This is a genomic window from Loktanella sp. PT4BL (assembly GCF_003201935.1).
GTDB lineage: Bacteria > Pseudomonadota > Alphaproteobacteria > Rhodobacterales > Rhodobacteraceae > Yoonia.
In genome coordinates, this window is record NZ_QJJL01000004.1 from 130,369 (window position 1) to 157,191 (window position 26,823).

Below are 26,823 nucleotides of genomic sequence, written 5' to 3' on the forward strand. Positions count from 1 at the left end.
CTCTCCAACCCGCAAACGGAACCTGTCCAATGAACTCAAAGCTACTGATCATCGCCACGCTTTTTGCCGTGACCCTTGGAGTCATTGCCGTAGGCGCTGATGGGCGTGAGGTATGCGTCGCACGCGCACCGGAAACGGCCGGGCAGGACGTCGGGTATGAGCTGATCGACATTCTGCGACGAGAAGCCTGGGTAACGACCGATTGGACGCTCGAAACGTATGCAGATTTCTCACCCGGCCTCACCGCGCTGAACTGGCTCAAGAATGACCCGCGGCTTGGGTATGCGGCCCGGGCGACGGTCCTGCGCTCGCCGGGATGCGACGCGGATGGGGAGTTCACTTACCAAACCATGTTCGGTCGCACGTTCTTTCACATTGCGGACATCACGGGTGCAACGGGAGGCGATCTAACGAACGGTGCGCTGACTGAAGGCGCCGTCCTCAAACACCACCGGCTCGAATTCGAGGCCGACCAGACTGTGTCGTTTCTTGTCTCGCCCGCGGGTGAGAGTTTCGTTCGCGTCAACCGACCCATCAATGCAATCCCTGGCGACAACGGGCTGCCTGAGGGCTGGATCCTGCAAGAACTGACACTGGCCAATACGTGGACGGCAGACCTTATCGGAGAGGTTCGCGTGCTCCGACTTGCCGATGGAACGTCCTACCAAGGGCCAATCATCGAGATGCCAGTAGATGTTGTGCACGTCCAAACCGACCCTTCGGATTTCGCGGAGAACTGAAATGAGATGCATACGAACCATTTGGATCGGGCTGGCCGTCGTCTACGCCGCTTTGCTTGCTTGGCATCAGCCGCTGCGTGGCCCGCTGAGCGAAGACGAATTGCGAGCGGCTTTTGGGGCGCAGTACGCGCAAATGCACCTGATCGAAGATGCGCAGGCCCGGGCCTTTCTGGACTTCTTTCTCAACGATGACGGTCGTCCTTTTCACATGGTCAATTTCAACGCCCTTCCCGAGCGGTCGCCGGAAGCGGACGAAGCCGCACAAACCTACGGTGCATTCATGGCGCCACGCCTGCTCGCGCGGGCGAGCTACCCAGTCCTGTCGACCGATGTAATTGTCGGGCTCACCAACACGCTCGGCCCTGGTGTCGACAACGCCGAGCGCCTCGTGGTGGTCCGCTACCGCAGCCGACGGGACTTCCTGAACATCATTTCAACCCCTGAATTCCGCGAGGCTGTGCAGCACAAATCCGCATCACTTGATGGCTGGTACTCGGCGCCATCGACCGCCGCTGCAATGGTATCCGTCCCGTTGCTGGCACTAATCGCGCTTCTGGCGATCGGCGGACTTGGCACGCTAGTGGCGAGACGACGGCATCGGATGGTCCCCCGCCAAAGCACAAAGACCCTAACCCACTCATAACCCGATCCACCCCATCGAGACCCGCCACCAAAGGACATCAGAATGACAAGACAGTATCCTGCATTCGTTTCGGTCGTCGCGTTCGCACTCGGCTGCCTGGACCTGCTTCGTGGGGTCAGCCACACGCTCTTGTCGTCGTATGCGGCATCCGATGTCGCTGGACTGGATTTGACCGGACCGACAGGGCTCGACCAACTGGTGCTGATGAACGCGTTCGGTGCCGCGAATTTCCTGAGCGGTGCCGCGTTGATCTATTTGTCTCTCAGGGACCGTCTTGGGGCATTGCTGTTTCTGGCGGTTATCCCCTGCGCCTATCTAATGGCGGGTATCGGCCTTCGCGTGAATGGTGCCGACCTTGCCGGTCAAGGTGTGTTTCCCGGCCAATACATGATGGCAGGATACATAAGCCTCTGCATCATCACGGTTTTTGCGGCGCTTCGCGCGATGCGACGTCAAACCCGAGGCGCGCTTTCGTTCTGAGAAGATAGTGACTTCCGCACGCTAGAAGGAAAAATGCGATGACTGATGCACAAGACGAAATCAAATCAAAACTGGGTCTGAAAAGCGGCGGTAGAACGTTCCGTGTTTGGCCCATTTTGCTCGTGCTTTTCGCCATTCTGAGTGCCGCGTTTGTATTCTTGCAGGCGCCTCGTTCCGACCAAGATGCACTTGGGTACAGATTGGCGCCTGTCGCGCGGGGCGATTTGACGGTTGCGATCAACGCCACGGGATCGGTAGAACCGACCAGTATGGTCGACATTTCCAGTGAGTTGTCCGGAACCATCGCGGAGGTCTTCGTCGATTTCAACGACGTGGTCGCCGCTGGCGAAGTGCTCGCCCGACTGGACACATCAAAGCTTGAAGCACAGGTCGAGGTTCAGCGCGCCAATTTGCGGTCGGCTGAGGCGCGTCTAGTGCGGGCGCGCGTTAATCTTGATGAAGCGCAAGCTACCGCAGAGCGAACCCGCGCCTTGGGCGACCGTGGGGCCTCGAGCGACCAAAGTGTCATCGCCGCCGAGGCCGCTCTCGCCAGGGCTGTGGCAGAACTCGAGATTGCCGAGGCGGATGTTTCTGTTGCGACCGCCAATTTGCTTCTTGCCGAGACCGACCTTACCCATGCCTGCATATGCTCCCCGGTCGATGGCATTGTCCTTAATCGCACGATCAACCCAGGGCAGACGATTTCCGCTGCAATGTCGGCCCCAGTCCTGTTCACGATCGCGGAAGACCTCACGGAAATGGAGCTCCAGCTCGCAGTGGACGAAGCCGATATCGCGCGCCTTGTGGCGGGGCAGACGGCGAGTTTCGAGGTCGACGCCTATGACGACACGCCCTTTCCAGCAACCGTTCGGCACATCCGGTTTGCCCCGGAAACTGTGGATGGCGTTGTCACGTATACGGTCATCCTGGACATCGAGAACGAGGATCTCGCGCTGCGTCCCGGCATGACGGCCGTGGCCGATATCGTCGTGAACGACGTCACGAATACACTGCTCGTTCCCAATGCCGCGCTCCGCTTCGTGCCACGGATCGAACCGGAGCCTGCGACGGACGATGACGCCGGAGGCGGTTTGCTTTCGATGATCCTGCCCACCCCGCCAACCCTATCGACAGCGCCGCGGTCGTCGTCAACGGTGTGGGTGCTTCGGGACGGAGAACCGGTCGAGATCGAGATCGTCGCCGGCGATACAGATGGACGTTTCACCGAAATCCGGGACGGCTTGCAGGAGGGCGACCAGGTGATCGTGGGTCAGGATGGCTGAGGATCTGCTTATTTCCCTGCGTCAGATCAAGCGGATTTACGGATCGGGCGCGGCCGAGGTCCGGGCGCTGGACGGTGTCGATATCGACATCACCCCGGGCGAGTTCGTCGCGATAATGGGGCCAAGCGGGTCCGGAAAATCCACGGCAATGAACGTGATCGGTTGTCTCGATCGCCCGACCTCGGGGCAATACCGCTTCAACGGAGTAGAAGTGGGCGGACTATCCAATGATCAACGCGCGCTCCTACGGCGGCATTACCTTGGGTTCATTTTCCAAGGCTACAACCTCCTGCCGCGCATGTCGGCACGCGACAATGTCGAGTTGCCGTTGATCTACAAGGGCCTGCCAAAGCAAGAGCGGATTGCGCGCGCCGAACGGGCGCTCGATCTGGTGGGGCTTGGCGGCCGTGCCGGGCACGACCCGTCTCAGCTTTCAGGCGGACAGCAGCAACGGGTTGCGATCGCACGTGCATTGGCTGGCGAACCGCAGGTGGTCTTGGCCGATGAACCCACGGGAAACCTCGATACCAAGCGGTCAGCCGAGATCATGGAATTGTTGGTCGACCTGCGCCGAGAGCGAAACCTGACCATCGTGATGGTCACCCACGAAGACGATATGGCCGCTTATGCCGATCGCTTGATCTGGATGGTCGATGGCAAAGTCCAGCGCGACGGGCCAACGCGGCGGGAGGTCCAAGATGCTGTTTGAAACGCTCAAGCTTGCGCTCGCGTCAATCCTTCGAAACGCACTCCGTTCGTTTCTGACCGTGCTCGGCGTGGTGATCGGGGTGGCATCGGTGATCGCCATGGTGACAGTCGGTCAGGGGTCATCCGATCAGGTGATTGCCGATGTAGAGCAGCTTGGCACAAACGTCCTGATGGTCCTGCCCGGACAGCAGGCTATGGGCTCCCGCAGTATGGGCGAGAGGGCCCGCCCCTTCACACTCCGGGACGTCGATCTTCTGTTAGAGGCGGTGCCAACGATCGAAGCCGCCGCGCCCATTGCCAGCGGACAGGCGACCATGGTCTTCGGAAGCGAGAACCACCGGGCCCAGATCACCGCTACCGACGCGCGCTACCTTGTGGCGTCGGATTGGCCTCTCGCGCTCGGGCGGAACTTCACGGTCGGCGAAACGCAAGGAGGACGCGCGGCTTGTATCCTTGGTGAGACAGTCCGCGAGGCGCTTTTCAGGGCAAGCGACCCTGTCGGCGAGTCCATCCGGGTTCGAAATTTCACCTGTGAAGTGATCGGTGTGCTCGTGGCCAAAGGCGCCTCCTCCTTTGGGACCGACCAGGACGACGTCGTGCTGATGCCAATCCGGACATTTCAGCGCCGGGTCGCGGGCAATACCGACGTGGCCACGATCTATGTCGCAATCGAGGACGGCGTGTCGACCGAGGACGCCATGCGCGAGATCGAGTTCGTGATGCGCGATCTGCGCCGCATTGGTGAGACCGAGGAAGACGACTTTACTGTGATGGACATGAAGCAGGTTGCCTCGATGCTCACTGGGATCACGGGAGTGTTGACCGGACTCCTGGCCGCCGTGGCGGCGGTCAGCCTACTGGTCGGTGGCATCGGTATCATGAACATCATGCTGGTAAGCGTCACCGAGCGCACGCGCGAGATCGGCATTCGCATGGCGATCGGCGCGCAGGCCAATCAGGTTCTTATGCAGTTTCTGATCGAGGCCGTTGCGCTCTCCTTGTTGGGAGGCGTTCTCGGGGCGGTTCTGGGATTGATCATTGCGGCGGTGGTTTCGCATTTGATGGTCATCCCGTTTGCACCCGACCCGCTTATCATACTCCTGGCCTTTGTCTTCTCCGCCTTTGTAGGCGTGATCTTTGGCTATTTCCCGGCGCGGTCAGCGGCGCGATTGGACCCCATCGAGGCGCTTCGTCATGAGTAGCTACGGACAACGCGACCCGACCTAGTCACCCGTGGTCGCCAAGCAACGGCCCGCTTTCCACCGATCTGATCCCAGCCTTTTGGCTGCAGTGCAGGACCCGTGACAAGCACGCAGGACACCTGCGACTGGAAAACTCCGAGGATCAGTGTGCCGTCGCGCTCCACTTCGCAGCTGTCACCAACACTAAATTACAAGGAACGCCATATGCTTACTGCAAGAATACCCCACCAGAAGAAGACCGCACTTCCTCGTCTTGTTGCGTCGGTCCTTGCCCTGACCTCAATACCGTTTGCCGCTCTCACCCAAGAGCAGCCACAAGGGTTCTCCATCGGTGTCGGAGTCGCCAGCGGGTCTGGGCTCTACACCGGCGAAGATGCTGACGCGATGGCCTTGCCACTGCTTCGCTATGATAGCGACGCCTTCTCGATTGGGGTGCCTGACGGTTTGCGCGTCACCCTTTTCGACAGGACTGACTTCCGGTTGAGTGCCGTTATTGCGCCGCGCTTTTCGGAGATCGACGCTTCGGATGCTCCTGAACTCGACGGGCTGGATCGTGAACTGACGGCCGACGGCGGCATTCAGGCGATTTACAGGTTCGGAGACCTGACGCGCATGAACTTTCAGGCTGTTACCGAGTTGACCGACGAGCACGGGGGCAGCGAGGTGTCGCTGGGCCTTAGTCGTGCCATTCCACTCGGCCGCGTCCCGTTGCTGCTCGAAGGCGGCGTCACATGGCAAAGCGAAGGTCTTTCCTCCTACCTGTACGGTGTCTCCGCCAGTGAGGCGACAGGGGCGAGACCGGCCTACAGCCCAGGCGATGTTATGGTCCCCCATCTCTCGGTCGGAACGGCAATCCCTATCGCGCGCAACACACGCCTGATCGCGAACATTCGCGCCGACTTTCTACCCGACGAAATATCCAGCAGCCCGATCATCGATGAAGACGTCACGCTGCGCGGTTTTTTCGGGATCACTCACAATTTTTGAGCAGCCAGGGGAACTCCAGCAATGCAGCATGTCAAACGAAAGCGGGGGATACTCGCGCAGAGTTCGATCTTTTTGGGGCTTTTAATCGTCCTGGCCCTGTCTGTGCCAGCGCGGTCAGAGACCCTACGCGATGCCATGGCCGACGCCTACACGAACTCGCAGCTTTTGGATCAGAACCGCTTTCTTCTTCGGGTCGAAGATGAGGGCGTGGCGCAAGCAGTGGCGCAGTTGCGTCCCGTGCTCACGTTTCTCGCATCTGCGAACCGCGACCTTGTTGGAAACACGACCACGACAACCGCAGGCCTCGTGGCAGAGTGGACGCTCTATGCGGGCGGTAGCCGGCGCCTGAGCCTGGAAGCCGCGCGGGAAACCGTGCTTGTAACTCGTCAAGGTCTTGTTTCCGTGGAGCAGCAGGTTCTGCTCGATGCCGCGACAGCCTATTTGAACGTCTGGCGCGACTTGCAAATCGTGGACGCGCGCGAAGCTAACGTCCGTGTCGTGACCCAGCAGTTGCGCGCGGCGCGGGATCGTCTTGAGTTGGGTGAGATAACCGCGACAGAGGTTGCCCAAGCGGAGACGCGGCTGGCTGAGGCGCGCGCGTCTCTTGCGTCGGCGCAGGGTCAACTTGCGATCAACAGAGAGCTGTTCCTGCTTGCCGTTGGCCGCGAACCTGGCGGCCCTTCCGGGCTGGGCACTTTGCCTGACCTACCCGCCTCGGAAGCCGCGGCCGACGCGCTCGCGCGTCAGAACACACCAACGATCCGGCAATTGCAGCACGAGGTGCGCGTCGCCGATCTAGCGGTTGAGGGGGCTCGAGCGTCCTATCGGCCGACCCTCTCGTTGGAGGGTCAGTACACGGAGACGTTTCAGGCACCGACCCCGAACGCAGAGGGTGAAAGCGCATCCATTGGCCTATCGCTGAGCATACCGATTTTCACAGGTGGCCAGCTCAGCTCCCTGGAGCGTCAGGCGCTCGCTCAAGCATCCGCCACGCGATCTGCGTTGTTGCAGCAAGTAAGAGTGAATGTGCAGATTATGGGAGTTGCCTGGTCGGATTACCGGATTGCAGGTGCCCAGATTGCTTCAGCCAGGCAGCGCATTGCATCGGCCGAAGTCGCGCTCGAGGGCGTACGGCAGGAGGCCGACCTCGGCGTCAGAACAACGCTCGACGTTCTCGATGCTGAGCAGGACCTACTTGATGCAAGGATTAATCTCATCGAGGCGCAAACAAGCTTGTTCGCAGCCGCCTACTCCGTCCTCTCCGCCGCTGGCATGCTCACTGTTGACCAACTTGGACTCGACGTTCCGAGTTTCGATCCCTCGACCTATGCCGACACTGTTTCAGGAGCTCCAGTGCGCGTTCCAAGCGTTCAGGGTCAGCGTTTGGACAGCGTCTTGGAGCGGTTTGGGCGGGACTGATTATCGTGCCAACGCCATGCGGACGGGCGCAAAGCCGACCAACACCCTCTTTCCAGACGAGCCTGTTTGGCATCCTTGCGATACTGTTGCTCGCCGGGTGCGCCGGACGGCCAACACTCTTGCCGCCGCAAGAAGAGTCGTTTGGAGGGGAAACAGTCCCCGTGTATTTCGTGACCACGCGCGCGCCCTCGGGTACGCCAGAAGTCTATTCTGGCGCTCGTGCCCTCTCGGCGTCGTACGGACGGGTCGATGTCGGCATCCCCACGGACCGGACGCTAGGAACCTTGCCAACGACGGACGGGCGACCGAACCCCTCAAGGCACTTCCATCAGAATGGGATCTACCGCTACCAAAGTTTCGCGCAGATGCGAGACGCTGCACTGACCTCGTCAGGCGGTATGGGCGTGTCTCTCTTCGTTCACGGTTACAACAATACGTTCGCCGAAAGCCTCTTTCGCCTCGCCCAGTTGCACCATGATGCCGACCAGACCGGAGCGGCGATTGCGTTCCAATGGGCATCGCTCGGCGATCCGCGCGCCTATGTCCATGATCGAGACAGTGCCTTGCACGCACGCCAAACACTCGCCGCAACGATAGAGCGCCTGTCGCAACCCTCTCCGAACCGCCTGCGTCTTGGGGCGCATTCCATGGGCAGCCTGCTCTTGATGGAGGCCCTGGTTCGGCTGAGCCTGGAGGGCAAATCCTCTTCGATCCGAGCTATTGACGAGGTCGTCCTGATCTCGCCGGACATAGACCTTGGTCTTTTCGCGCAGCAGCTCGCCGAAATCGACCTGCCGCCGTCCCGATTTAGCGTTGTTATCAATCGTGAGGACCGGCTCCTGCGACTGTCGTCCGCCATCTCTGGCGGGAATGCGCGCGTAGGCGCATCCCCAGATGTTGCTGCGCTGCGTAATCTTGGAGTTCAGGTTTTCGACCTCACCGGGCTGGAAGACGGCGATCGGCCCGGGCACTTCCTGCCTGCGACATCGCCACTGCTCCTTTCGATTATGCGGACCAACAGCGGCGACTAGGTTTGCTGGCCTTTCCGATCGTGCAGGCGCAGCGGACTCGTGTGGTCCATCTGTGGGATGCGACGCGACAAAGCCCGAAGTCACTCGAATCAATCCTGAGCACGCATTACAGACAACCGCGCTCAAGTCATTGATATCACGCCTCAATGACCACCATCCATCACCGGACAAGCCAGATTCTTTTCGAATGGCGGCTTTGATCTGTTTTGCGTCCGTTCCTGCAAATCGCAGCATCGGGTAGTTTGGGCTCTTTGCGGACCTTCGCTGCGCCACGTTCATGTGTTTTATGTTGAAGGTCCGCTTCTTCTTGAATTGCAGTCAGGCTTTGCACCTGCAGCGAACGTCCGGTTTCCGCCCATCAATCCCCCAAAATCTATCCGACATGCCACATAAGTTTGCCGCCACAGCACTACCACCGATTTAACTCTAGCAACCACTCAGAACCCACGCTCACCCTATCATGATCTTGCTAAAATACTGATGAGAACAACGTCATTATCAGGAGAAACAAGATCATGGCACGCAAACCCGGCCCCCACGCAACCTCGGACCTCGCGATGTACCTCGACCGCCGTATTCTGGAGTTGCGCCACAAGAAGAACCAGCGCGACATCGCCATCGCAGCAGGCTTCAACAACCCCAACATGTTATCAATGCTCAAGAACGGCGACACGAAGCTGGCAATCGATCGCACAGCATCCCTTGCCGCTGCACTAGAGGCCGATCCCAAATACCTGCTCAGACTGGCACTCGCACAGGATGGTAACGAGACGAAGGCACGTGTTTACGATGAGGTCATCGGCACGGTCGTTTCGCAAAATGAGGTAGGCTGGCTGGAGGTGTTGCGTGAGGCGTCTGGCAACAGTGACCCGGCAATCACCTCTCGGGCGCGCTCTGCCATGCGCGCGATCTTTGGGAAATAGGTGGCGCACATGGGCAACAAAAATCCAGAGACTGCGACAACGCTCACACCGAATGAACTGGCGTGGATATCCTTCCTGCGCGAACTCACCAATGACCGTGTGCCCAGGCCAACCTTGCATGCGGTGCAGGCCCTCCGGCTGGGACTGTCAGGGCAGAAGATCAGGTTATGCGACGATGGCTCACCGGACAATTCAATCTCGTTCTGGTCTGCCAAGCAGGTGCCTGACAGTCGATGATCTCCACGAGTTCATCCGGGCGCACTTGCTCTGATCTTAGATGTAAGACCCGGCCCCCAAAATTTCTTGCATTTCCTTGCATTTTGTAAACAAACTAACGCCTTGGCGTTACGAAAAGGTAAAGAAAGTTCTTTCCTTTTGTAAACAAAATTACGCCTAGCCGTAACGAAAAGACAACAAAGTGGAAACCCTCTGTCAATAAAATCAACTACTTAGGCAAGAATTTGTTGACAGAGTCCCAGAAACTTTTTTTCCGCCATTTTAGGCACCCTTTTCGGCCCATGAGACTTGAAAATCTGACCGCCAAAACCGGAACATCTGAACCGAAAGCAGGCTCGAACAAGGAGCCCTGGAAAGACGAAAACTCACTTCACCGCCACAGATCAACAATACCGGAACACATCATCAGAACACCGGAATGAGGATGAGGATAATCCACGCACTCAAAAGGACCGTCTCTCTTCTCTTAAGATATATTAAAGGTAAAGAAAGAAAGAGAAGAGAGACGGCTCTGACTGCACACTCAAAAGTCCATCATCCGGCACACAAGATCCACTTCGCAAATACACCACGGAAGCAAGTACCAAGCACATAGTCGCTCCGGCTCGCAAAGGCACTCACCAGACTTGTTGGGCACATTCAGCTACACTGGCTTAGCTATACAGCTAGAAAGCTGCCTGGCACGTCTCCCAGCGAGCCTGGCGATATGTCAAAGCCCAGAGCATAGCGAACGCATCAGAACTGACCGACGAAAGACTGCGGACTTTGGTCATGAGCAGACATACGCTTAGAGAGCCACGTCGTTGTTGGCTGTCTTGCGCCGCAGATGTCCGACCGACAGATGGCGCGCAGCGCACGGGTTCGCAAAACCGCTCGTAGGTGAGCGCTACGCATTTAAGCAGCGGAGTGTTGCTACAGATCACGGATGCACTCTGACAACGCTCTCAGCGAGTCTGAGCGATATGTGAACATCGAATTGCGCATGACCAGTGCGATGCGTCGGTCTGATCGGTGAGTCAAAGTTGGCGAGCTGTGCTGATGGAAAGGCATAGGACTCTGATCAAAGGGCTGTAAAGCTGGAATTGTCGGGCGAACTCGTCTTCTCGCTCCAGGGTGTTTTCCCGCCCACCGCTCAAAGACGCGCGCACAAGCTATTTGGCTACGTAATGGAATACGCATATAGCTGGATGGCTACGTGCCTCTATGAACGAGAACGTCAATTGACTCACTGGTGATACCATTCCAGAGCCCTTGCGAGACCCGCCAGGGCGTTAGCTTCGCCGATAATGTGACATGCGGACACGCTACACAGGACCGAATAGCAAGCATAAGCGGCCGCAGGCAGGCGGTCTATTTCACCCACCACCGGCATGTCGTCGATATCGCGATGAAGGTTTGCGATACGCCGCCGGTCATCCATGAAATCTAGTAGCCGGAAATAGCGGAAACAGACGCCGACTTTGTATTGGACATTGGTTTCCACACCCCTTTTCCTAATATGTGGAATCCAAAAGGGAATCGGATAGGTTTACACACCCTTGGCCCAATACATTCCCCTTCCCAACACCACAAAACACCAATACATATCAGCACGTTAATCACATGTGCCAAGGATATCAGAAATGAGTCGCAAGAGTTCGCAGAATCGGCAGCTTGTGGTGGGCTACGCGAGAGTTTCAACAGACAAACAAGGCAAAAGCGGTGTTGGTCTCGAAAGCCAGAAAGAGGGCATTCGTGCCTTTGCCGATAAGATGGACTGGCACCTGATCGAGATTTTTGAGGACGTTGCTACTGGGATGGGTTCGTCCAGTGTCAATGAGCGGCGGGGGCTCCAGAATGCACTTGTTGCAGCACGGGAAAACGACGCCCGTTTTCTGGCCTATGATTGGAGTCGTGTCAGCCGCGATACCAGTTCATTTGATGACATTGCAAAACTGTTGCCCAGCAAGGATGACATCTTAACGGTCGTAGATGGGAAGTCTTTGGAAGAAGCCTCTGTTGCCGGTCAGCATGCCTATGCGCAAAAGCAGGGTGAAGCTATCAGCAAGTCGACAAAAGAAGGGATGGCAAAGAAACGCGCCGAAGGTGTGGTGTTTGGCAATCCGGACATTCGCAATGTTCAGGTGACTGGTTCCGCCGCAGCATCTGAGAAAGCCAATACTTTGACGCGCCGAATTGCGACGGTGTTGCTGGAGCTAGATGATGATACCTTAACGCGTGCCGAGATCGCAGAGTCCCTCAACCAACGCGGCATTCTGACTGGTCAAGGTAACCTGTGGAATGAAGAACGCATCCGGGATCAATTGCGAAAAGCGCGCACCTTGATTGCAGCCGATCAGAAAAAAGCGACGGATGCGCACTACGCAAACAACCCGGCTTTCGGCTTGTTTTAGAACCACCGAACACGGCGCAGGAATGGCTGGCTGTTTATCCGGCTATGGATGGCGTGGCGCATCCCTCGGGTATCGAAGTCCTAGAAATACGGGAGCATCACCTGGGGGATGCGTTCCTTTTCACCGACATCTGGCGTCCATTTCCACCTGTATCGTCGGAGCTAATATCAACAGGCCACTACCGGCCAAGCGATGCACGCCAGGCGCTCTGGCAGGGCCCTCAAGCCCAGCCGCGCAATTCCGGATCGGGCGGTAACAATGCAGGACTGAGCAAGCATTGATCTTTGTCAACTTGGAGCAAGCTGGGAATGTTATGTAGCTCAAGTTTGAAGAGGCCGCCGTGTGAAGAGTGTTTGACGGAAGCGGCGGACCACTAATCTGGGAGGGTAAAGAATGACCTCAAGAATGAATAATCATATGGTTCCAAAGCGGCTGATTGCGGCCGGAATTTGGGTCATTGCATCTGCGAATGTCTCGATGGCATTGGATGAGGCGACACAACTCAAGCTCGGCGAAATTGAGTACATGGCGAATTGCGCCTCCTGCCATGGGATCGGCGGCTCCGGAGACGGGCCGGTGGCAGAGGTTCTGACCACCAAGCCTAGCAATCTCACACAAATCACGACGCAGTATAACGGCGTCTACCCAGCGGACGAAGTGTACCGCGTGATTAACGGGCTGAACATGATCAACCCTCACGGCAGTCGTGAGATGCCGGTCTGGGGCCCGCGATACTGGGAAAGTGCAAGCGAACGCTCCTCTTCAGTACCACACGACGTCGACATGCAGGCGATGGTACATGGACGGATCACCGCGTTGGTACAATACATCGAGTCAATTCAAGCCGATTAAGTTATCGCACAGCCAGTTGGAAACAGCAGTTGAACGGAGGTCCGCTGTGGGCTGTAAAGCGGCTATGACCAGCCTCCTAAAAACACACAGTTCAGAAAGGTGAGTCTGGAAACCCAAGAGGGCGACCGAAGGGTGCTAAGGGCTTCATCGCCAGCCTCAAGCGTGAGCTAGAGACCAAGATCACAGTGCGCGGGGTCAAGGAAACTGAAATCTCCAAGGCTGAGTGCGTTTCTTGTTCGGCATAAGGGGGGTCACTCCGGCATAAGGGGCTGTTTACAGGACTACACCATGGGGAGCCAGAGTGACCGGTGGCGTTTGTTCGGGAATACCAACGCCGCTGTTTACATTACCTCTCTCACAACGGTTCACTATGATTTTTATCAATCCGTGCCTTCTTGCCTTTCTATATTTTCTTCCAGCAAGCATGGGTGATCATGAGGTCTGTTATGAGCCACCAAAAACTTGAGAGGACGGTAGGGGAAAATGTCTGCTGTTGGTGTTTTGCAAGAGATGACATGGTCTTGCTTCACGAAGATACTGAAACATACTGGCATGAGGCTTGCTTCGAGGAAGCAGCGGAGATCTTTCAACCGTTCGTCGATTGGGTAGCCAGCCAGAAAACCCGTAAACCAAAAGTAGTCAAATAAATGGCGATAGGGGGCGTCTGGCTTGCCCCTCGATTGAAAGACGCTTTGCAAAGCAATTCTGGAACCAAGGAGAGACGAATATGAATACGCAAGTTCGGTTCTTGGTTTCTCTAGCTCGGGCATATCAGACTGCTGTGCCACTCTCGAAGACAGAGAGTAATTGACAAAAATCAAGTCACCAGCGCTGCGCAGTCGCTAACACTTAAAAGTGCGGCTTCGTTGAGTTTCCTTGTGGACAAGTTAGCGAGTTATTCACGGCTTCGCATGCTTGTTGGACGATTATCTCTTTTCAAGGAGGAAACTATGAAACGTGTTGTCATACTTGCGGGGACCATTCTTTTCTTAGGTTGCGTCGGGGCGCAGGCACAAGAAGACATCGGGAAGAATGAGTATGCTGCTGCTTGTGCTGTGTGTCACGGAGAAAGCGGCAAAGGAAACGGGCCGTTTTCGCGGTTGATGAACATCAGCGTACCCAGTCTCACAACGCTGTCGTCACAAAATGAAGGGAATTTCCCATTCCTTGAAGTCTTCATGACAGTGGACGGGCGCACGCAAGTCGAAGGACATGGATCACCAATGCCGGTCTGGGGAGAAAGATTCTCAGTTGCGGCTGCGGACGATTACGGCCCATATGGAAGCGAATTGATGGTACGGGGCCGTATTCTGAGTTTGGTGACCTATGTGGAATCCATTCAGGAATAGCCAAATCTAACCAATGGTGCCTACCATCAGGCGGGTGCCAATGGTGTCTTTGCAGTGTTTCTCTCGAACTGTATCAGGAACGACTGCCGCGCCAAACAGGGACATGAACGGGAGCACCCGAAATATCGCTTTGCGCCAAGTGGATGGTCGACTTGTTGCCGTTGCTTCCAGTACATTATCAGGTCGATGCCGATTGTGTAAATTTGTGCGAGGAAGCCTGCGTTGCATGCTGATAGTCATACCTACAGCCTGGTGCCCTGCAGAAAATGATGAAGCATGACACAAAATCAAGGCAGTTTTAAGCTGGCTCAAATGAGTGCAATGCCATCCACGCCTTGAGTATGACGGGTCAGACGTCTCGATCGGAATTTATTTTCTAATCGTCGCGGGCCCTCTTGATCATTGATATTTCAGTCTGAAGAAATGACCGCGACACCAATTCACACCGTTAAGTCAGCAGCGCGGATCAGCCGTTCAAGCGCCTCTTGGCCGATCTGGCGGGCAGCACATTGGCTGGGTGCAAAAACCAGCAAATTGGCTGCTATTCCCTCTTTGCTCGCGGGTGGTGATAACATCACTGCGCCTTGCAACGGCACTTCGTTGCAATGGTAGCGATAAAGAAGCGGGTCCAGTGCGGCAATCGCCTTTGCCGTACTAATGCGATGGCTGTTGATCATCTGCTGGATCACCACAACACCGTCAAAGGTATGGTCGGGGGCGATATCATGCAGGATCTGCAACGGAAGTGAGACACCGCCCCATCGTGCGTTGCACTCGATCCAATGGATCGTCCCGCGCGCACAGATGACCGCATCAAGACTACATTTGCCATAGTACCCCAAGGCCTGCAGAACGCCACCGATCCGGATAGCTTGGTCAATCAGCCTGACCTGCAACGATTGAGGCAGGCCGCATCTTACCGCACCAACAAAGGCGGCCTCGGTACCCAATACGGTTTGTTCAAATACACCTTGCGCCACAGGTGGCCCGCTTTTGGTTTGCGGTATCCAAAGCTGTACCGAAGGGCTGCTGATCACGTCGCGATCCCAGACACCCACAAGGATTGGATAGCGGTCATTCCAGCCCCTCGCATGGAGGCGGCCCAGCAACAGGCCTTCCAAGCTCTGGACAGTCTGGTGGGCCAAAAGTGTGGCATCGAGCCTGATGTTGCCTGTCGACCCCGCACTGTCCGGTACTTTGACGATCACCTGCGCGCCGGTGCGGCCGAGGTGCAGCGCCAGGGCCGCCGCAGCCTTCGGACCATAGGCGGACATCGTGGGCGGGATGGCTTTGTCGTCAATCACGTCTCGGGCGATGCGTGCAAACCATAGCTTGTCGTTGGCGCGCTCGCTAATCTGCGGGGCTGGGCCGTTGACATGCACGAGGCATCCTGCCGCAGCGCCGATCACTTGTGCCAAGTGCCAGATCGTTCCGGTTGTCAGGTAAGACGTAAGCGTCAAGCCCGCGTGCGCGCGCGCTGCCTCAACAAGCGGCTCACGCAAATAGGGGATGGTCATCGCCTGTGTCGCAACGGCGCGTTCATCAGCAGGATCGGCAGCCAGAACTGTCAGCCCATTGATCCCTCGATACTCCTGCAGGTAAGCTTGAAATGCGGGATCAGTTGCATGCACCAGCAAGAAATCACCCGCACTGGCCAAATGCGCGAGACGGTGATCCAGCGGCGGATCACCGCGGCCCTGAAGCAGGCCGATTTGGGAAAGATCTCCGATCAATACCTGTGGACCAGTGCCCCTGCCCTGGGCCTTATGACTGCCGAATTCGCCCGACCATGCAAAGGCGGGTTCGTCCGCCAAAAGGCGCTGTGTTATGGCGGTAGTGTCGGACATGGCTGGACTGGCCTTGCATGAGATTCTTGTTTGGCAATTTGCCTCACATTTGACGTATGAAAACTGATTTATGTCAGTCACGCGCCGGCCACGTGGCTATCCTTGGTTCCGCAGATATCTGGAGGACAGCCATGTGCCGCTTATATGCTATGCATGCGAATGAACCGACCCGTGTCGAATGTGGTCTCGTCAAATCCCAGAACGCGCTGATGGCCCAAAGCCAGGGCGACATGGAGGGCTATTCCCATGGGCATGGCTGGGGTGTCGCGGACTACGATGATGGGCTGCCGTTGGTAGAAAAACAGACATGGGCCGCTTTTCATGGCGAGCACTTCGCCAAGAAGGCCGCCCGCGTCTATGCCCGTACCGTTGTCGCCCACGTGCGTCGCGCAACTGTTGGCGGGACAAGTATTGAGAACACGCACCCCTTTCACCACGGCAAATGGATTTTTGCCCACAACGGCACGGTACCGGAATTTGATCAGGTCCGCCCTTTGATCCTTGAGAAAACTGACCCGCTTCACCGTGTTGAAATCGCAGGAACCACTGACAGCGAGCATGTTTTTCGCTATCTCATGAGCCTCTTTCTGCAGCATCCCGAAAGGGGGTTGAAAGAAACCGTTCGCGCAGGGCTGGAACAGGTGATCGCGTGGTCTGCGCAAATAGCACCGGACAGGCCTGTGGGGCTGAATATTGTGCTGACCGACGGGCATCATTTGATCGGTTCGCGCTATAACCGGTCACTGCACTATCTGGTGCGGGAACATGTTTACGACTGCCCTATCTGCGGCAAGCCGCACGTGCATCATGAACACGACACCGACTACCGCGCGGTTGAAATCGCGTCCGAACCAGTGACACCTGACGAGATCTGGTACGAGGTACCGAACAAAACGATCTACACCGTGGCCGAGGACTATCGGCTGGATATGGAGCCATTGAGCCGCTAGGCCAAGTGGTCGCGTCCTGCCAAGCGAATGTGAACCGGTCTCAGCTTTCCGCAGCAGACGCAACAAGTGAGCACAAAACGTAATTTCAGTGCGCCAAATGCCTCTGTGGCAGCACTTTTGCCCAGATTATTCTGCGTGTGTCGGCGTCTCGGGCGATGCGACGATGGTGACAACAACCTGACAGCTATGTCCTTTGCCCGGATAGGGGACCACTTGCCCCTCTATCGCATACTGGTCGACCGCAATCCGCGTCAGACCATGACCGATTTTCTCAGGATCTTTGATCGTTAGGTCGATCCGACCATGCTCACTTTCGAGGATAATCTCGACATGCCCCCAGCTGACCGGCAGGCAAGGATCCAACCGTACACCATCTGGCTCTGGCTGGATGCCCAGAATGCCTGAAACACCCAACTGCCATGTCCAACCGGCAGCACCCGTGTACCAGGACCACCCCCCTCGACCAGTCTGCGCCCCTACGCCCGATACATCACCGGCAAGTACGTAGGGTTCGCAGCGGTAATGCTCTGCGTCACGCAACGTGCTGGTCCGACCAATGGGGTTAATGATGTCAAATACATTATGCGCACGGTTACCGTCCCCGATCTTCGCATAAGCCATACCCAGCCATGCCGCAGCATGCGTATACTGCCCGCCGTTTTCGCGCACCCCAGGCGGATAGGCCCGAATATAGCCAGGATCGCGGTCGGTCTTGTCAAATGGCGGTGTCAAAAGTCGGATGAGCCGGTCCTGATCATCAACAAGATTGCCGACTGCCGATCGCAAAGCAGATTGCGCGCGCGCGTCCGACGGCAACCCCGATAAGACCGACCATGCCTGCGCAATAAGATCAATCCGGCATTCATCGTTCTGTGCCGCCCCCCATGGCATACCGTCATCGTCAAAGGCCCGCAGATACCAGCCACCATCCCACCCATGCCGATCAAGTGCGTCAGCCATTTCAGCGGCGTATGCTTGCCAACGGTCTGCAGCATCCGTCTGCCCCGCCTTTCGCGCTACGGGTGAAAAGACGCTGATTGCCGCAATCTGGAACCACGCAAGCCAGACGCTTTCGCCCTGCCCCTTATCACCGATACGGTCCATTCCGTCATTCCAGTCACCACCACCGATCAGCGGCAAACCATGCGACCCCGTTACCATCATCCGGTCCATGACGCGCATACAATGATCGAGCAATGTGCCAACTTCGCCCGTTTCGAACAGGGCGTAACGGTCATGTTCCTCGGGACCCAGTTCAGGTGCGCGCAGGAACGGGATTTCGACATCAAGTATATCCGTGTCACCTGTTGCTTCGATATATCGCCCCGTCACATAGGCCAGCCACACATAGTCATCAGAACACCGCGTGCGTACCCCGCGCCCCAGCGGCGGGTGCCACCAGTGTAATACGTCACCTTGCTCAAACTGATAGTGAGCGGCGCGCAGAATCTGTTGACGCGTCTTCGCTGGATCGGTCAGCAGCAACGCTAGCACATCCTGCAACTGGTCGCGGAAGCCATAAGCACCCCCCGCCTGATAGAATCCTGCACGTGCCAGAAGACGGCAAGACAAATTCTGGTATGCCAACCACCGATTGATCACGAGATCAAACGCTGGATCGGGCGTTCTCACCTGAACAGCCCCAAGCCGTTTGGCCCATGTCGCCTGCAAGGTTTCGAACGCGTGTTGCGTCGTTTCCGGGTTCCGCCATTTCTCGATCATCGGGGCCAATTCGGCCGCACTCCCTACTTCACCAAGCACAAAAGCAACATCCGTGTGTCCATGCGCGGGTATCTCCAAATGTACCTGATAGGCCGCGCATGCGTCGCCGATCTGTGGAAAATGCCCGCCCAGATCCCAACGTCGCAAACCATCCGGGTCAGTTACATCACCCTCGCGACCCAAGAAGACCGCACGATCTCCGGTGACGCTATGGGCGGGCTTGGTTGCTGTCAAAAACGCCGTGTGCGATGCAAATTCTACGTTCCACAAATTGCGACCGGTGATGGCTTGCAACGTTGCATCATAGCGACTGATAGTATGGGGGCAGGATGCACTACCCAAGGCACCCAGCAACCAATGTGCATAATATGTGGCTGTCATCCGACGGGGCTGATCCGAAGGATTGGCAAACCGCAGTCGAACCACCTTGACCGGATCATCGACAGGTACAAAACACAACATCTCTTGGCGCAATCCATGACTGTTCTTTGTCCACTGCGTGAACCCCGCGCCATGCCTTATCTGACAGTCGGCATCCTGCCCCTTGGGTTGTGGTGTCGTTGTCCAGACAGCCCCGTTGGCTTCATCGCGCAGATAAACCACTTCGCCAGGCGCATCAGTGACCGGATCATTCGACCACGGCGTCAAGCGATGCTCGCCGCTATTGACGGCCCAACTCATCCCCAACCCTGCCTCACTGACAAGGCAGCCAAAACTGTCGTTCGCCAGGATATTGCACCAAGGTGCAGGTGTGCGGATACCAGGTGCAAGGTGGATCAGATAGTCGCCGTTGTCCGGATCAAACCCGCCATATCCGTTGTCAAACTGCAAATCGTCCGGCCTGGCAACCGCGCTGACCGAAGGTTCAGAGATGGGCTGTTCTGGCAGAAATAGGGGGAGCTGATCACGCGCCTGCACGGCCAAATCCAAAATCTGTCGCAGGGTCTTATTCTCATCTAGCAACATAACCGCCGCTGATGCCTCTAGCCCGCGCCGCAATTGGGCGGACATCTGGTCGCCCGCCAGCAAGTGAATACCGCCGCGCATCCCCAACATGCCTGTTGCCTGGGTGTCACTGATGACGGAAAGCACCTTTTCACGCAGCGGCTCTTCATAACTGGTCGCCGCATCACGCAGAATAACCAGGTCAACATACAAGCCAGCGTTGTACCACAGCCGGTGACCGCGCACCAAAATATCCAGCAGTGGCGCGGTGTCAGAATCCGACAGCTTAAGCAGCAAAATCGGGTAGTCCCCGGAAATGCCGAAACGCCAAAGGTCAGGCTGGCCATGCCATTCCCCTGCATCAGTGGGCGGCGCTGTGCGATATGTCGGGTGCGTGTGCACGACCAACGACGACAAGACCTGCAATTCCGGCAGATGCTCGGCTGCGATCCCCAGTCTGCGCACCTTGCGCGCTGCCTCCATCAATGCGTCACGGAATGTATGGTCGATCATGGCAAGCGGATAGCGTCGGGCGGTCTGCACAGCCTCCTTGCGCGACGCGGCGGCGACGCTGAGAAACACAAGCTCCCGGGTTTCCATTGGTTTCAGCGTCACACGCACCTGAAGCGACATGACCGGATCAAGCGTCCAACCCGCGCTTTGACTGAGCCCGTTCAGCAGACCCTCGGGCGCGCGTGCCGTCCGGTTCCGGCCCAGAAAATGCCGGCGCTCGGTTTCCCACGCGGTCACGACGATCTCGGGATCGTCGGAGACGAGTTTGTGCAGGAACACGGGCGGCTTCGTTTCCGGGCGGCGGGGCCTGCGTGTGAAAAGCAAAGCCTGTTCCTCGGGTAAATACGCACTGTGGACAAACAGCTTGCTGAATGCCGGGTGTCGCTCATCCTCAAGTGGCGGTGCAATCGTCACTTCGGCAAAGGTTGTCAGATCAAGAATGCGCGTGACGTCGCTTTCGTTGGTCAGGGTGACGCGACGGATCTCAACGTCATCAGAAGGGGCCACCGTAACATCCATACGCGCAACGATGCCATCATGCCTAGACAGCAGGTCAACCATGTGCTGATGGAAGACACACTTTGTTTCCACATCATCGCGCGCTATTGGCACGGACCCCAGTGACCACAGATCACCACTTTCGGCATCCTGAAGATAAAGCCAGATCCCGTCGCCCGTGCGCACAGGATCGGGGCGCCACCGCGTCAAAGCGGTGCCGTTCAATCGCAGCCCTCCACCACCGCCTTGCGTGATTAGCGATGACATGCGGCCATTGCTCAACAAATGCACCTGCGGCACGGCCAGATCCGGCGATGGCACCCATGATGCCAATTCGGGCGCTTGATGCGTTTCTGCGGGGTGATCCCAACGTTCGTCGGCGCGACCCAGCTCCAGTGGCGCATCCCAGGGGACGCGCTCTTGCAGCAACAGGTCCATGGCGCGGATTGTTTTTTCACGCAAAAAGCGGTGAACCATGGTGTCGTTCTGGAGGGCGTTGACGATCGCCGTTTGAATCATACCCTGATGGTGCGCCATGAACGTGGTAACCGCGACAAAATCGCGGTCTGTCGAGATCCGCTCAGGGGTGAAATCGAGCGCTTCGATGAAACCGTATCTGGTCAGTGCTCCAATCTGCGCCAAAACGTCCAGGTTTTCAGCTGCAGCCCTTGGCCAACCGCAAAGCGCCAAAGCCGACCCATAGGGTGCAATGACCAGATCATCGGTTAATCCCCTGCGGATACCCAGACCGGGCACTCCGAAGGCACGGTATTGAAACGTCCCGCGTGTATCCGTCGTGCCAAAAGCCGATTCCGAAATACCCCATGGCACACCCCGGTCGTGGCAATAGGAGCGCTGGAAATCCACCGCTGTCAATTCGCTTTCACCCAACAGCGTGTCCCGGTAACTGGGTAGGAACAGCGGCGGCATCAGGTATTCGAACATTGATCCGTTCCACGACAGAATCGAAGGTTTGCCCTGTAATCTGGTGATCGGCCTGCTGAAAGAGAACCAATGCTCAACCGGTGCATCATGTTTGGCGATTGCAAAATAGCTGGCCAAACGGGCCTCTGTCGCGAGCAGGTCGTAATGGCTGTTGTCCATCTTCCCAAGGCTCTGGTTATAACCGATCCAGAACAGCCGCACGGAGGCATCGTAGAGAAACGCAAAATCCATGCCGAATGCCAGCTGATCTGACTTTGTGGCAATGTCTCGCAGAGTATCGCGCATGGCCTCTTGCTGGGCGAAACCCTCGGAAATGGATTGGCGCAGCAGATCCAGCCATGTCTGTGCCTCAGCACAGGTTTCCGGATGCTCTGCCTGCAAGCTTGCCAGCATCGCGGCGAATGTTTCGAACGAAACATCTTCGCCTTCCCATGCACCAGAGGGGTGCAACTGTTCAGCGATCTGACCGGCGATAGTCGAGAGTGCATTCGGACGCGCGGCCAGAACGGTCAACCAGGGCAAGAACATATCAATATCGCGCGCAATCGCATGCAGATCATGGCGGAAACGTTCCAACCATGTCGTGATATCTCGTGCTTGTTCGCTGGAAATATCCGGTGATTTCTCGATTGCCTCAAGCGCAAGAACCTCAAGTTCATGCCAATGCGTCCTGTCAATTGCGGCAAAGGCCGCTTTCCATCGCAACGGTGACGTCTGCGCATAGGAAAGCTCACTGCGGATGGCCCGCTCGGTTGTATCCAAAGCCGAATGATCCCGCCCCGACACATCACGCAGCGCCGTACACAGCAGGTCCAACACCACCTCAAGACCACTGAGACTGTCAGATCCGATCAGCGGACCTTCAGTCAATTCAAGGCATCCCTGTTTCAGCGTCACCAGCGCCACCGCAAGGTTACCGCTGTCAACGGTTGACACATAACGTGGCTCTAACGGCTCCAGCGTTTGGGTGTCATACCAGTTCAGTACATGACCACGATACGTTGTCATGCGGCCCAGCGTATTCAGGGTATTGCGCGCCCGGACAGCAAAATCGCTCGTTGTGATAAACCCCATGTCGCGCGCCGCCAATGCCGACACGAGGAACATCCCGATGTTCGTTGGCGATGTGCGGTGGGCGATCTCTTCCTTGTGGCCAAACTGATAATTGTCCGGTGGCAGCCAATTGTCTTTCGGCCCAACGAATGTTTCAAAAAAGTGCCATGTACGCCGCGCAACGCGGGTGAGGAAATCGCGTTCCTGTGCGGTAAGCGCGTGTGCGCGAAAATATCTTGGCCGCGCGCTCCAGACAGATATCTCAGGCGCGATCAGCCAAAGCGCCAATACCGGGCCCGCCGCCCAAAATCCATGCGGATCATATTGTAGCAGATATGCAGCCATCACCAAGGCAATCGCCGAAGATGGCCACATCAATGTCCATGACATCTGCCGGATACTGTCGCGTGACAGCTTTTCTGAGGCATGTGCGGCGGAAGTCCATTCCAACCTGTTCTTTCCGCTCACATAGACGCGCCAGAGTGTTCGCAATATCGCATCAAGAGCGATGACGGTATCGCTGACCAGAAAGGCGATGAAAAAGAACCATCGCCCGAATGTCGTCCTGATATTATGGACGGCACGTCCCAAAGCGCCGCGCTGGATGCCACCCGTGGCAATGGCAAAAGCTTCTCCGATAAGATAGCTGCCTGGCGCAGCGATGGCCAAACCCGTCCAGACCAACGCGCTTCCCGGCATTAACAGCCAGCCGCCGATCAGAAACAGCAAGAGCGCAGGCGACATCAGGCTGCGGCGCAGGTTGTCCACCAGTTTCCAACGGTCCAACCCAGAAAAATCCGTTCTAGCGCTCTTGCCGTCGGCCATAGGAACTTTGCGGCCAAGCCAAGGTAGAAGCTGCCAGTCACCGCGCATCCAACGGTGTTGCCGCATTGCATAGTCAGGGTAGGTTGCGGGCAAGTCCTCATAAAGCACCACGTTGCTGACCAAAGCGGCCCGCCCGTGCAGCCCTTCGAAAAGATCATGGCTTAGTACATGATTGTCAGGGACGCGGCTTTGCAAACTTGCATGCAAAGCCGCGATATCATAGATCCCCTTGCCCACATAGATACCTGTCCCGAACAGGTCTTGATAGACGTCCGATACGGCCCTGCTGTAAATGTCGATGGCAGTATCTCCGGCATAGAGGTGCGTGAAATGCGTGCCTTTCCCAAGCTTCGGTAAAATCTCAATCCGCGGCTGCAGGATGGCATGGCCGGCCACGACCCGCCCGCTTTCTTGATCCACAACAGCCCGATTCAGCGGATGTGCCAGAATGCCCACAAGCCGCGCGCCTGACTCCGGTGGCATCTTGGTATCCGCATCCAGCGTGATCGCATAGCGGATACCCCGCAACACATCCACCGGTCCTGCAACCACGTCGAATGCATCATTGCCAGTGCCCAGGACATAGCGGTTGAAGTCTTCAATTTTGCCACGCTTGCGTTCCCACGCCATCCAGCACCCTTCTGCCGGATTGTATTTGCGACGGCGATGCAACAACACAAATGGCGGGCTGGACCGCGTCTTATAGCGGCCATTCAAATCATCAATCCGTTCTCTGAGAGCTGCTTCGATCACGTCATCTTCTGGCAGTGTCTGGGTCTGTGCATCAGCTAGGTCCGATAGAATGACAAATCGGAACATGGGGTCAGGATTGGCGATGCGCAGCAGTTCAATCTTTTGCGCGATTTCGTCCACTTCGGCGGGTGTCGCGATGATGACAGGAATAACGATCGCGGTGGCGCAGTCTTTTGCAATCCCTTTCGAAAAATCCATTTCGGGTAGGACGTCAGGTCGGCTTAGTCGTGTGATAATCCAATGACCGAACCACACACTCGGGATTGTCGCGGGTAGAAACGTGAGTGTCAGCCCCAATACCCATTGACCGATAGTCGCATCATGACGCCAGAGATAAGCGACGGATAAACTGATCGCCGCGCCCACCAGCAAGATCAGTCCCGCAGCATAGAGGGATTGCCTGTAGCGCCATAAACAGCGCTTAATGACCACAAAAGGGGATGTCCGGCACTGCAGTTGTTTTTCGAGTTGCCGCAATCCCGCATCAATCAACCAATATCCGACATGGCAACGACTGCTGGAGATGTCCTCGTTTCGGGCCCTTTCAACCACCGCACGGGCGACCTCCGTTTCGGACTTGCCGCTTCGCCACGCGAGTTGATCGACCACGCGTCGGTAACGGTTGCGGGTCTCGAATGTCATGGCTGCATAGACGCCGGCGGGGTCATGCGTCAGTTCAGCCTCGATACAGCTCACCTGATCAACGAAATCCGCCCATTTGATGCTGTCGACTGCAATCAGATTGGTGATCGCATGCGCGATAAGATCGACAGGCGTCGCATCAACGGTCGCTGGGTAATAGACCGCTGCGTGCAGTGCCAAATCTGGATCAATGGCGGCGACCGCATCAACAAGGTTTTGTAGGCATGCTAGCCGCAGCATTGATGGGATAGCCCAGAGCTCAGCATTCCCCAGCGGCGCAGTCGTCTGATATTGCGCAATAAAATCAACCATGGATGTCTGGGTGATCTGGGCGTTCAGCGAACCCAACAAGGCCTGCGCCAGCACGTAAACCCGCGGCGGCCCTGCCTCCTTCTTCCCCGCGATGGCGGGCAACTTGTCGTAGAATTGCCGTGGCAAATCCTTATCCAACCGTCGCAGCGCGCGTCTGACCTGATAGTCGTTATCAAGGATCCAGTCTGCGACCCGTGCGTGATCGGGTGGCGGATCGGTGCAAAAGGCACGAACCTTCTCGAACCATTCATCCATGGTGGGCAACGCGCGATAGATCGCCAGCTTTTGAGGAGGTCCTGGAACAACAGCCGCATTCAGCGGCTCAGCGTCCGCCAAGCGCTTGGGGACGTCCCGTTCTGTCGCGAAGTCATCCATCAGTCGGTCCCAGTCGGTTTCCGAACACCTTTTGACGACACGTGGCCGAATGTATGACTGCCGAAATGCCCGTTTCTGTTTCGAACCAGCAGCACCGGAATATTTGCCTTTTCAAGCACGAAACGGGCGACGTCGCCGGTAGGCACGTCCAAATGCCCACTTTGCCCATGCGTCGCCATGACGACAAAGTCGATATCTTCACGTGACATAGTGTCAATCAGGGACCGCCGCGCATCGCCGCTCTTGGAAACCTTGACTGAAACTGTCAGACCATTGTGCGCAATTCGTTTCTTGGTACGTTCAAGATACCCTTTGCCCGCTTTTGTGTTGAGACGGCGCACCTGATCGTGCAGATCCAGGGCCTCCTGTGAGGCCCCTGAGATCTCTGTCAGGCCAGTATCAGGCGGCACGTAACACAGCATCACTTCGGCTTTGTCAGCTTGCGCGATTTTGACTGCCATTGGGAGTGCAGATTCGGCGCGTGGCGACCCGTCCAGTGGCACCATAATCCGGCGATACGGTGTACCCGAGACGCCCGTGGCGGTGTCGGGGATCATCAGGACGGCAGCACTTTTTGATATAAGAAGGGCCCAAGCCGTCTCGCCCAGATACCCGCCACCATCGCTGCGCGACCGCAATGAGGCCGCGATGTCGCCGGTCCGACTGTCCATCAATGACTTGATTTGGCTAAAGCGTTCCCCTTCCAATAGTCTAACCCGGCAAGGCGCATCGTCGCCTAGAGATGTCTTGCTAAGACTGTCCAGCCGCTTCAGCGCCAGGTGCTTTTTGATATCCCAATCCACAGGATCAGTCGGACCGTCACCACCAGCCGTTTCACAAATGACTTGCAGCAGCTCCACGCTACCACCCAGCGCGCGGGCCACATGTTGCGCATGGTTGATGCTGGCCTCGCTGACATGCCCATCTTCGATAAAAACCAGAACGTCAGACGGTGCAATAGATGGTTTTGCGTTTGAACGCTGGTCCTTGGTTACTGACAAACGGGGTTGCGATGAGGTCATCTTTTTGCGAGTCCTTTATGAACGGGCATCCAGCATTAACTAGGCGCATCCAACCCTGCAGGATCGCCGAAACACTGCTCCTGCGAACAAGACCTCAATGACAGATCATTGCGGACTGGTAATATGCGAGCGGGCAGAAGCAAAATAGACCAACGCACATTCCGCAGATTGATT

At 56.9% G+C, this 26,823-nt stretch carries 20 protein-coding genes and 1 pseudogene; 16 read left to right on the forward strand and 5 right to left on the reverse strand.

Annotated features, from left to right (window positions below; translation table 11 throughout):
• The first annotated feature begins 29 nt into the window (after positions 1 to 29).
• The 11 genes from C7964_RS14565 to C7964_RS14615 all read left to right on the forward strand — a co-directional run bounded on the left by C7964_RS14565 (position 30) and on the right by C7964_RS14615 (position 9,653).
• Positions 30 to 740, forward strand: coding sequence for a hypothetical protein (locus C7964_RS14565; RefSeq protein ID WP_110280394.1), 711 nt, complete (start codon positions 30 to 32; stop codon positions 738 to 740).
• Between the two features lies 1 nt (position 741).
• Positions 742 to 1,383: a hypothetical protein gene (locus C7964_RS14570; protein ID WP_110280395.1), complete on the forward strand. Its 642-nt coding sequence runs from the start codon at positions 742 to 744 to the stop codon at positions 1,381 to 1,383.
• Between the two features lie 42 nt (positions 1,384 to 1,425).
• Positions 1,426 to 1,863: a hypothetical protein gene (locus C7964_RS14575; RefSeq protein ID WP_110280396.1), complete on the forward strand. Its 438-nt coding sequence runs from the start codon at positions 1,426 to 1,428 to the stop codon at positions 1,861 to 1,863.
• Positions 1,864 to 1,901: 38 nt separating this feature from the next.
• Positions 1,902 to 3,146: an efflux RND transporter periplasmic adaptor subunit gene (locus C7964_RS14580; protein WP_110280397.1), complete on the forward strand. Its 1,245-nt coding sequence runs from the start codon at positions 1,902 to 1,904 to the stop codon at positions 3,144 to 3,146.
• Positions 3,139 to 3,855, forward strand: a complete 717-nt coding sequence (locus tag C7964_RS14585; RefSeq protein ID WP_110280398.1) for an ABC transporter ATP-binding protein — start codon at positions 3,139 to 3,141, stop codon at positions 3,853 to 3,855. The genes C7964_RS14580 and C7964_RS14585 overlap by 8 nt, the downstream gene beginning before the upstream one ends.
• Entirely contained in the window at positions 3,845 to 5,056 is a 1,212-nt protein-coding gene (locus tag C7964_RS14590) for an ABC transporter permease (RefSeq protein WP_110280399.1), read from the forward strand. The genes C7964_RS14585 and C7964_RS14590 overlap by 11 nt, the downstream gene beginning before the upstream one ends.
• 204 nt (positions 5,057 to 5,260) lie before the next feature.
• Complete coding sequence (locus C7964_RS14595) at positions 5,261 to 6,043, forward strand: MipA/OmpV family protein (protein WP_110280400.1); 783 nt, start codon at positions 5,261 to 5,263, stop codon at positions 6,041 to 6,043.
• A 21-nt stretch (positions 6,044 to 6,064) separates the two neighbouring features.
• Positions 6,065 to 7,462, forward strand: coding sequence for a TolC family outer membrane protein (locus tag C7964_RS14600; RefSeq protein WP_110280401.1), 1,398 nt, complete (start codon positions 6,065 to 6,067; stop codon positions 7,460 to 7,462).
• Positions 7,463 to 7,827: 365 nt separating this feature from the next.
• Positions 7,828 to 8,493 (forward strand): alpha/beta hydrolase, encoded by a 666-nt coding sequence (locus C7964_RS14605; protein ID WP_146214871.1) that lies wholly within the window; start codon positions 7,828 to 7,830, stop codon positions 8,491 to 8,493.
• Positions 8,494 to 9,008: 515 nt separating this feature from the next.
• A complete protein-coding gene (locus tag C7964_RS14610; protein WP_110280403.1) occupies positions 9,009 to 9,416 on the forward strand; it encodes a helix-turn-helix transcriptional regulator in 408 nt (135 codons plus the stop codon).
• A gap of 9 nt (positions 9,417 to 9,425) precedes the next feature.
• Positions 9,426 to 9,653, forward strand: coding sequence for a hypothetical protein (locus C7964_RS14615; protein ID WP_110280404.1), 228 nt, complete (start codon positions 9,426 to 9,428; stop codon positions 9,651 to 9,653).
• A 1,225-nt stretch (positions 9,654 to 10,878) separates the two neighbouring features.
• Here C7964_RS14615 and C7964_RS14620 read toward each other — a convergent pair.
• A complete protein-coding gene (locus C7964_RS14620) occupies positions 10,879 to 11,136 on the reverse strand; it encodes a hypothetical protein (protein WP_110280405.1) in 258 nt (85 codons plus the stop codon).
• 139 nt (positions 11,137 to 11,275) lie between these two features.
• On the opposite strand from C7964_RS14620, the gene C7964_RS14625 reads away from it, so the two are divergent.
• The 3 genes and pseudogenes from C7964_RS14625 to C7964_RS20345 all read left to right on the forward strand — a co-directional run.
• The gene (locus tag C7964_RS14625) at positions 11,276 to 12,046 is read left to right on the forward strand and encodes a recombinase family protein (protein WP_110280406.1); all 771 of its coding nucleotides are present in this window, start codon (positions 11,276 to 11,278) and stop codon (positions 12,044 to 12,046) included.
• Between the two features lie 405 nt (positions 12,047 to 12,451).
• Positions 12,452 to 12,898, forward strand: a complete 447-nt coding sequence (locus tag C7964_RS14630) for a c-type cytochrome (protein WP_181417201.1) — start codon at positions 12,452 to 12,454, stop codon at positions 12,896 to 12,898.
• Between the two features lie 104 nt (positions 12,899 to 13,002).
• A pseudogene (locus C7964_RS20345) lies at positions 13,003 to 13,143 on the forward strand (DUF5681 domain-containing protein); the annotation flags it as partial.
• Between the two features lie 135 nt (positions 13,144 to 13,278).
• Here the strand turns inward: C7964_RS20345 and C7964_RS19770 are convergent.
• Positions 13,279 to 13,668 carry a hypothetical protein gene (locus C7964_RS19770; protein WP_146214872.1) on the reverse strand — a complete coding sequence of 130 codons (390 nt, stop codon included), beginning with the start codon at positions 13,666 to 13,668 and terminating at the stop codon, positions 13,279 to 13,281.
• Positions 13,669 to 13,848: 180 nt separating this feature from the next.
• On the opposite strand from C7964_RS19770, the gene C7964_RS14635 reads away from it, so the two are divergent.
• Entirely contained in the window at positions 13,849 to 14,247 is a 399-nt protein-coding gene (locus tag C7964_RS14635) for a c-type cytochrome (RefSeq protein WP_181417202.1), read from the forward strand.
• Positions 14,248 to 14,687: 440 nt separating this feature from the next.
• On the opposite strand, the gene C7964_RS14640 is transcribed toward C7964_RS14635, so the two are convergent.
• Positions 14,688 to 16,094, reverse strand: coding sequence for a preATP grasp domain-containing protein (locus C7964_RS14640; protein ID WP_110280408.1), 1,407 nt, complete (start codon positions 16,092 to 16,094; stop codon positions 14,688 to 14,690).
• A 131-nt stretch (positions 16,095 to 16,225) separates the two neighbouring features.
• Between C7964_RS14640 and C7964_RS14645 the strand changes: the two genes are divergently transcribed.
• A complete protein-coding gene (locus C7964_RS14645; RefSeq protein ID WP_110280409.1) occupies positions 16,226 to 17,044 on the forward strand; it encodes a class II glutamine amidotransferase in 819 nt (272 codons plus the stop codon).
• A 126-nt stretch (positions 17,045 to 17,170) separates the two neighbouring features.
• Here the strand turns inward: C7964_RS14645 and C7964_RS14650 are convergent, their stop codons facing one another.
• Both C7964_RS14650 and C7964_RS14655 read right to left on the reverse strand, forming a co-directional pair.
• The gene (locus tag C7964_RS14650; protein WP_110280410.1) at positions 17,171 to 25,627 is read right to left on the reverse strand and encodes a glycoside hydrolase family 94 protein; all 8,457 of its coding nucleotides are present in this window, start codon (positions 25,625 to 25,627) and stop codon (positions 17,171 to 17,173) included.
• Positions 25,627 to 26,649, reverse strand: a complete 1,023-nt coding sequence (locus C7964_RS14655; RefSeq protein ID WP_110280411.1) for a universal stress protein — start codon at positions 26,647 to 26,649, stop codon at positions 25,627 to 25,629. Before C7964_RS14655 ends, C7964_RS14650 begins: the two co-directional genes overlap by 1 nt.
• Between the last annotated feature and the right edge of the window lie 174 nt (positions 26,650 to 26,823).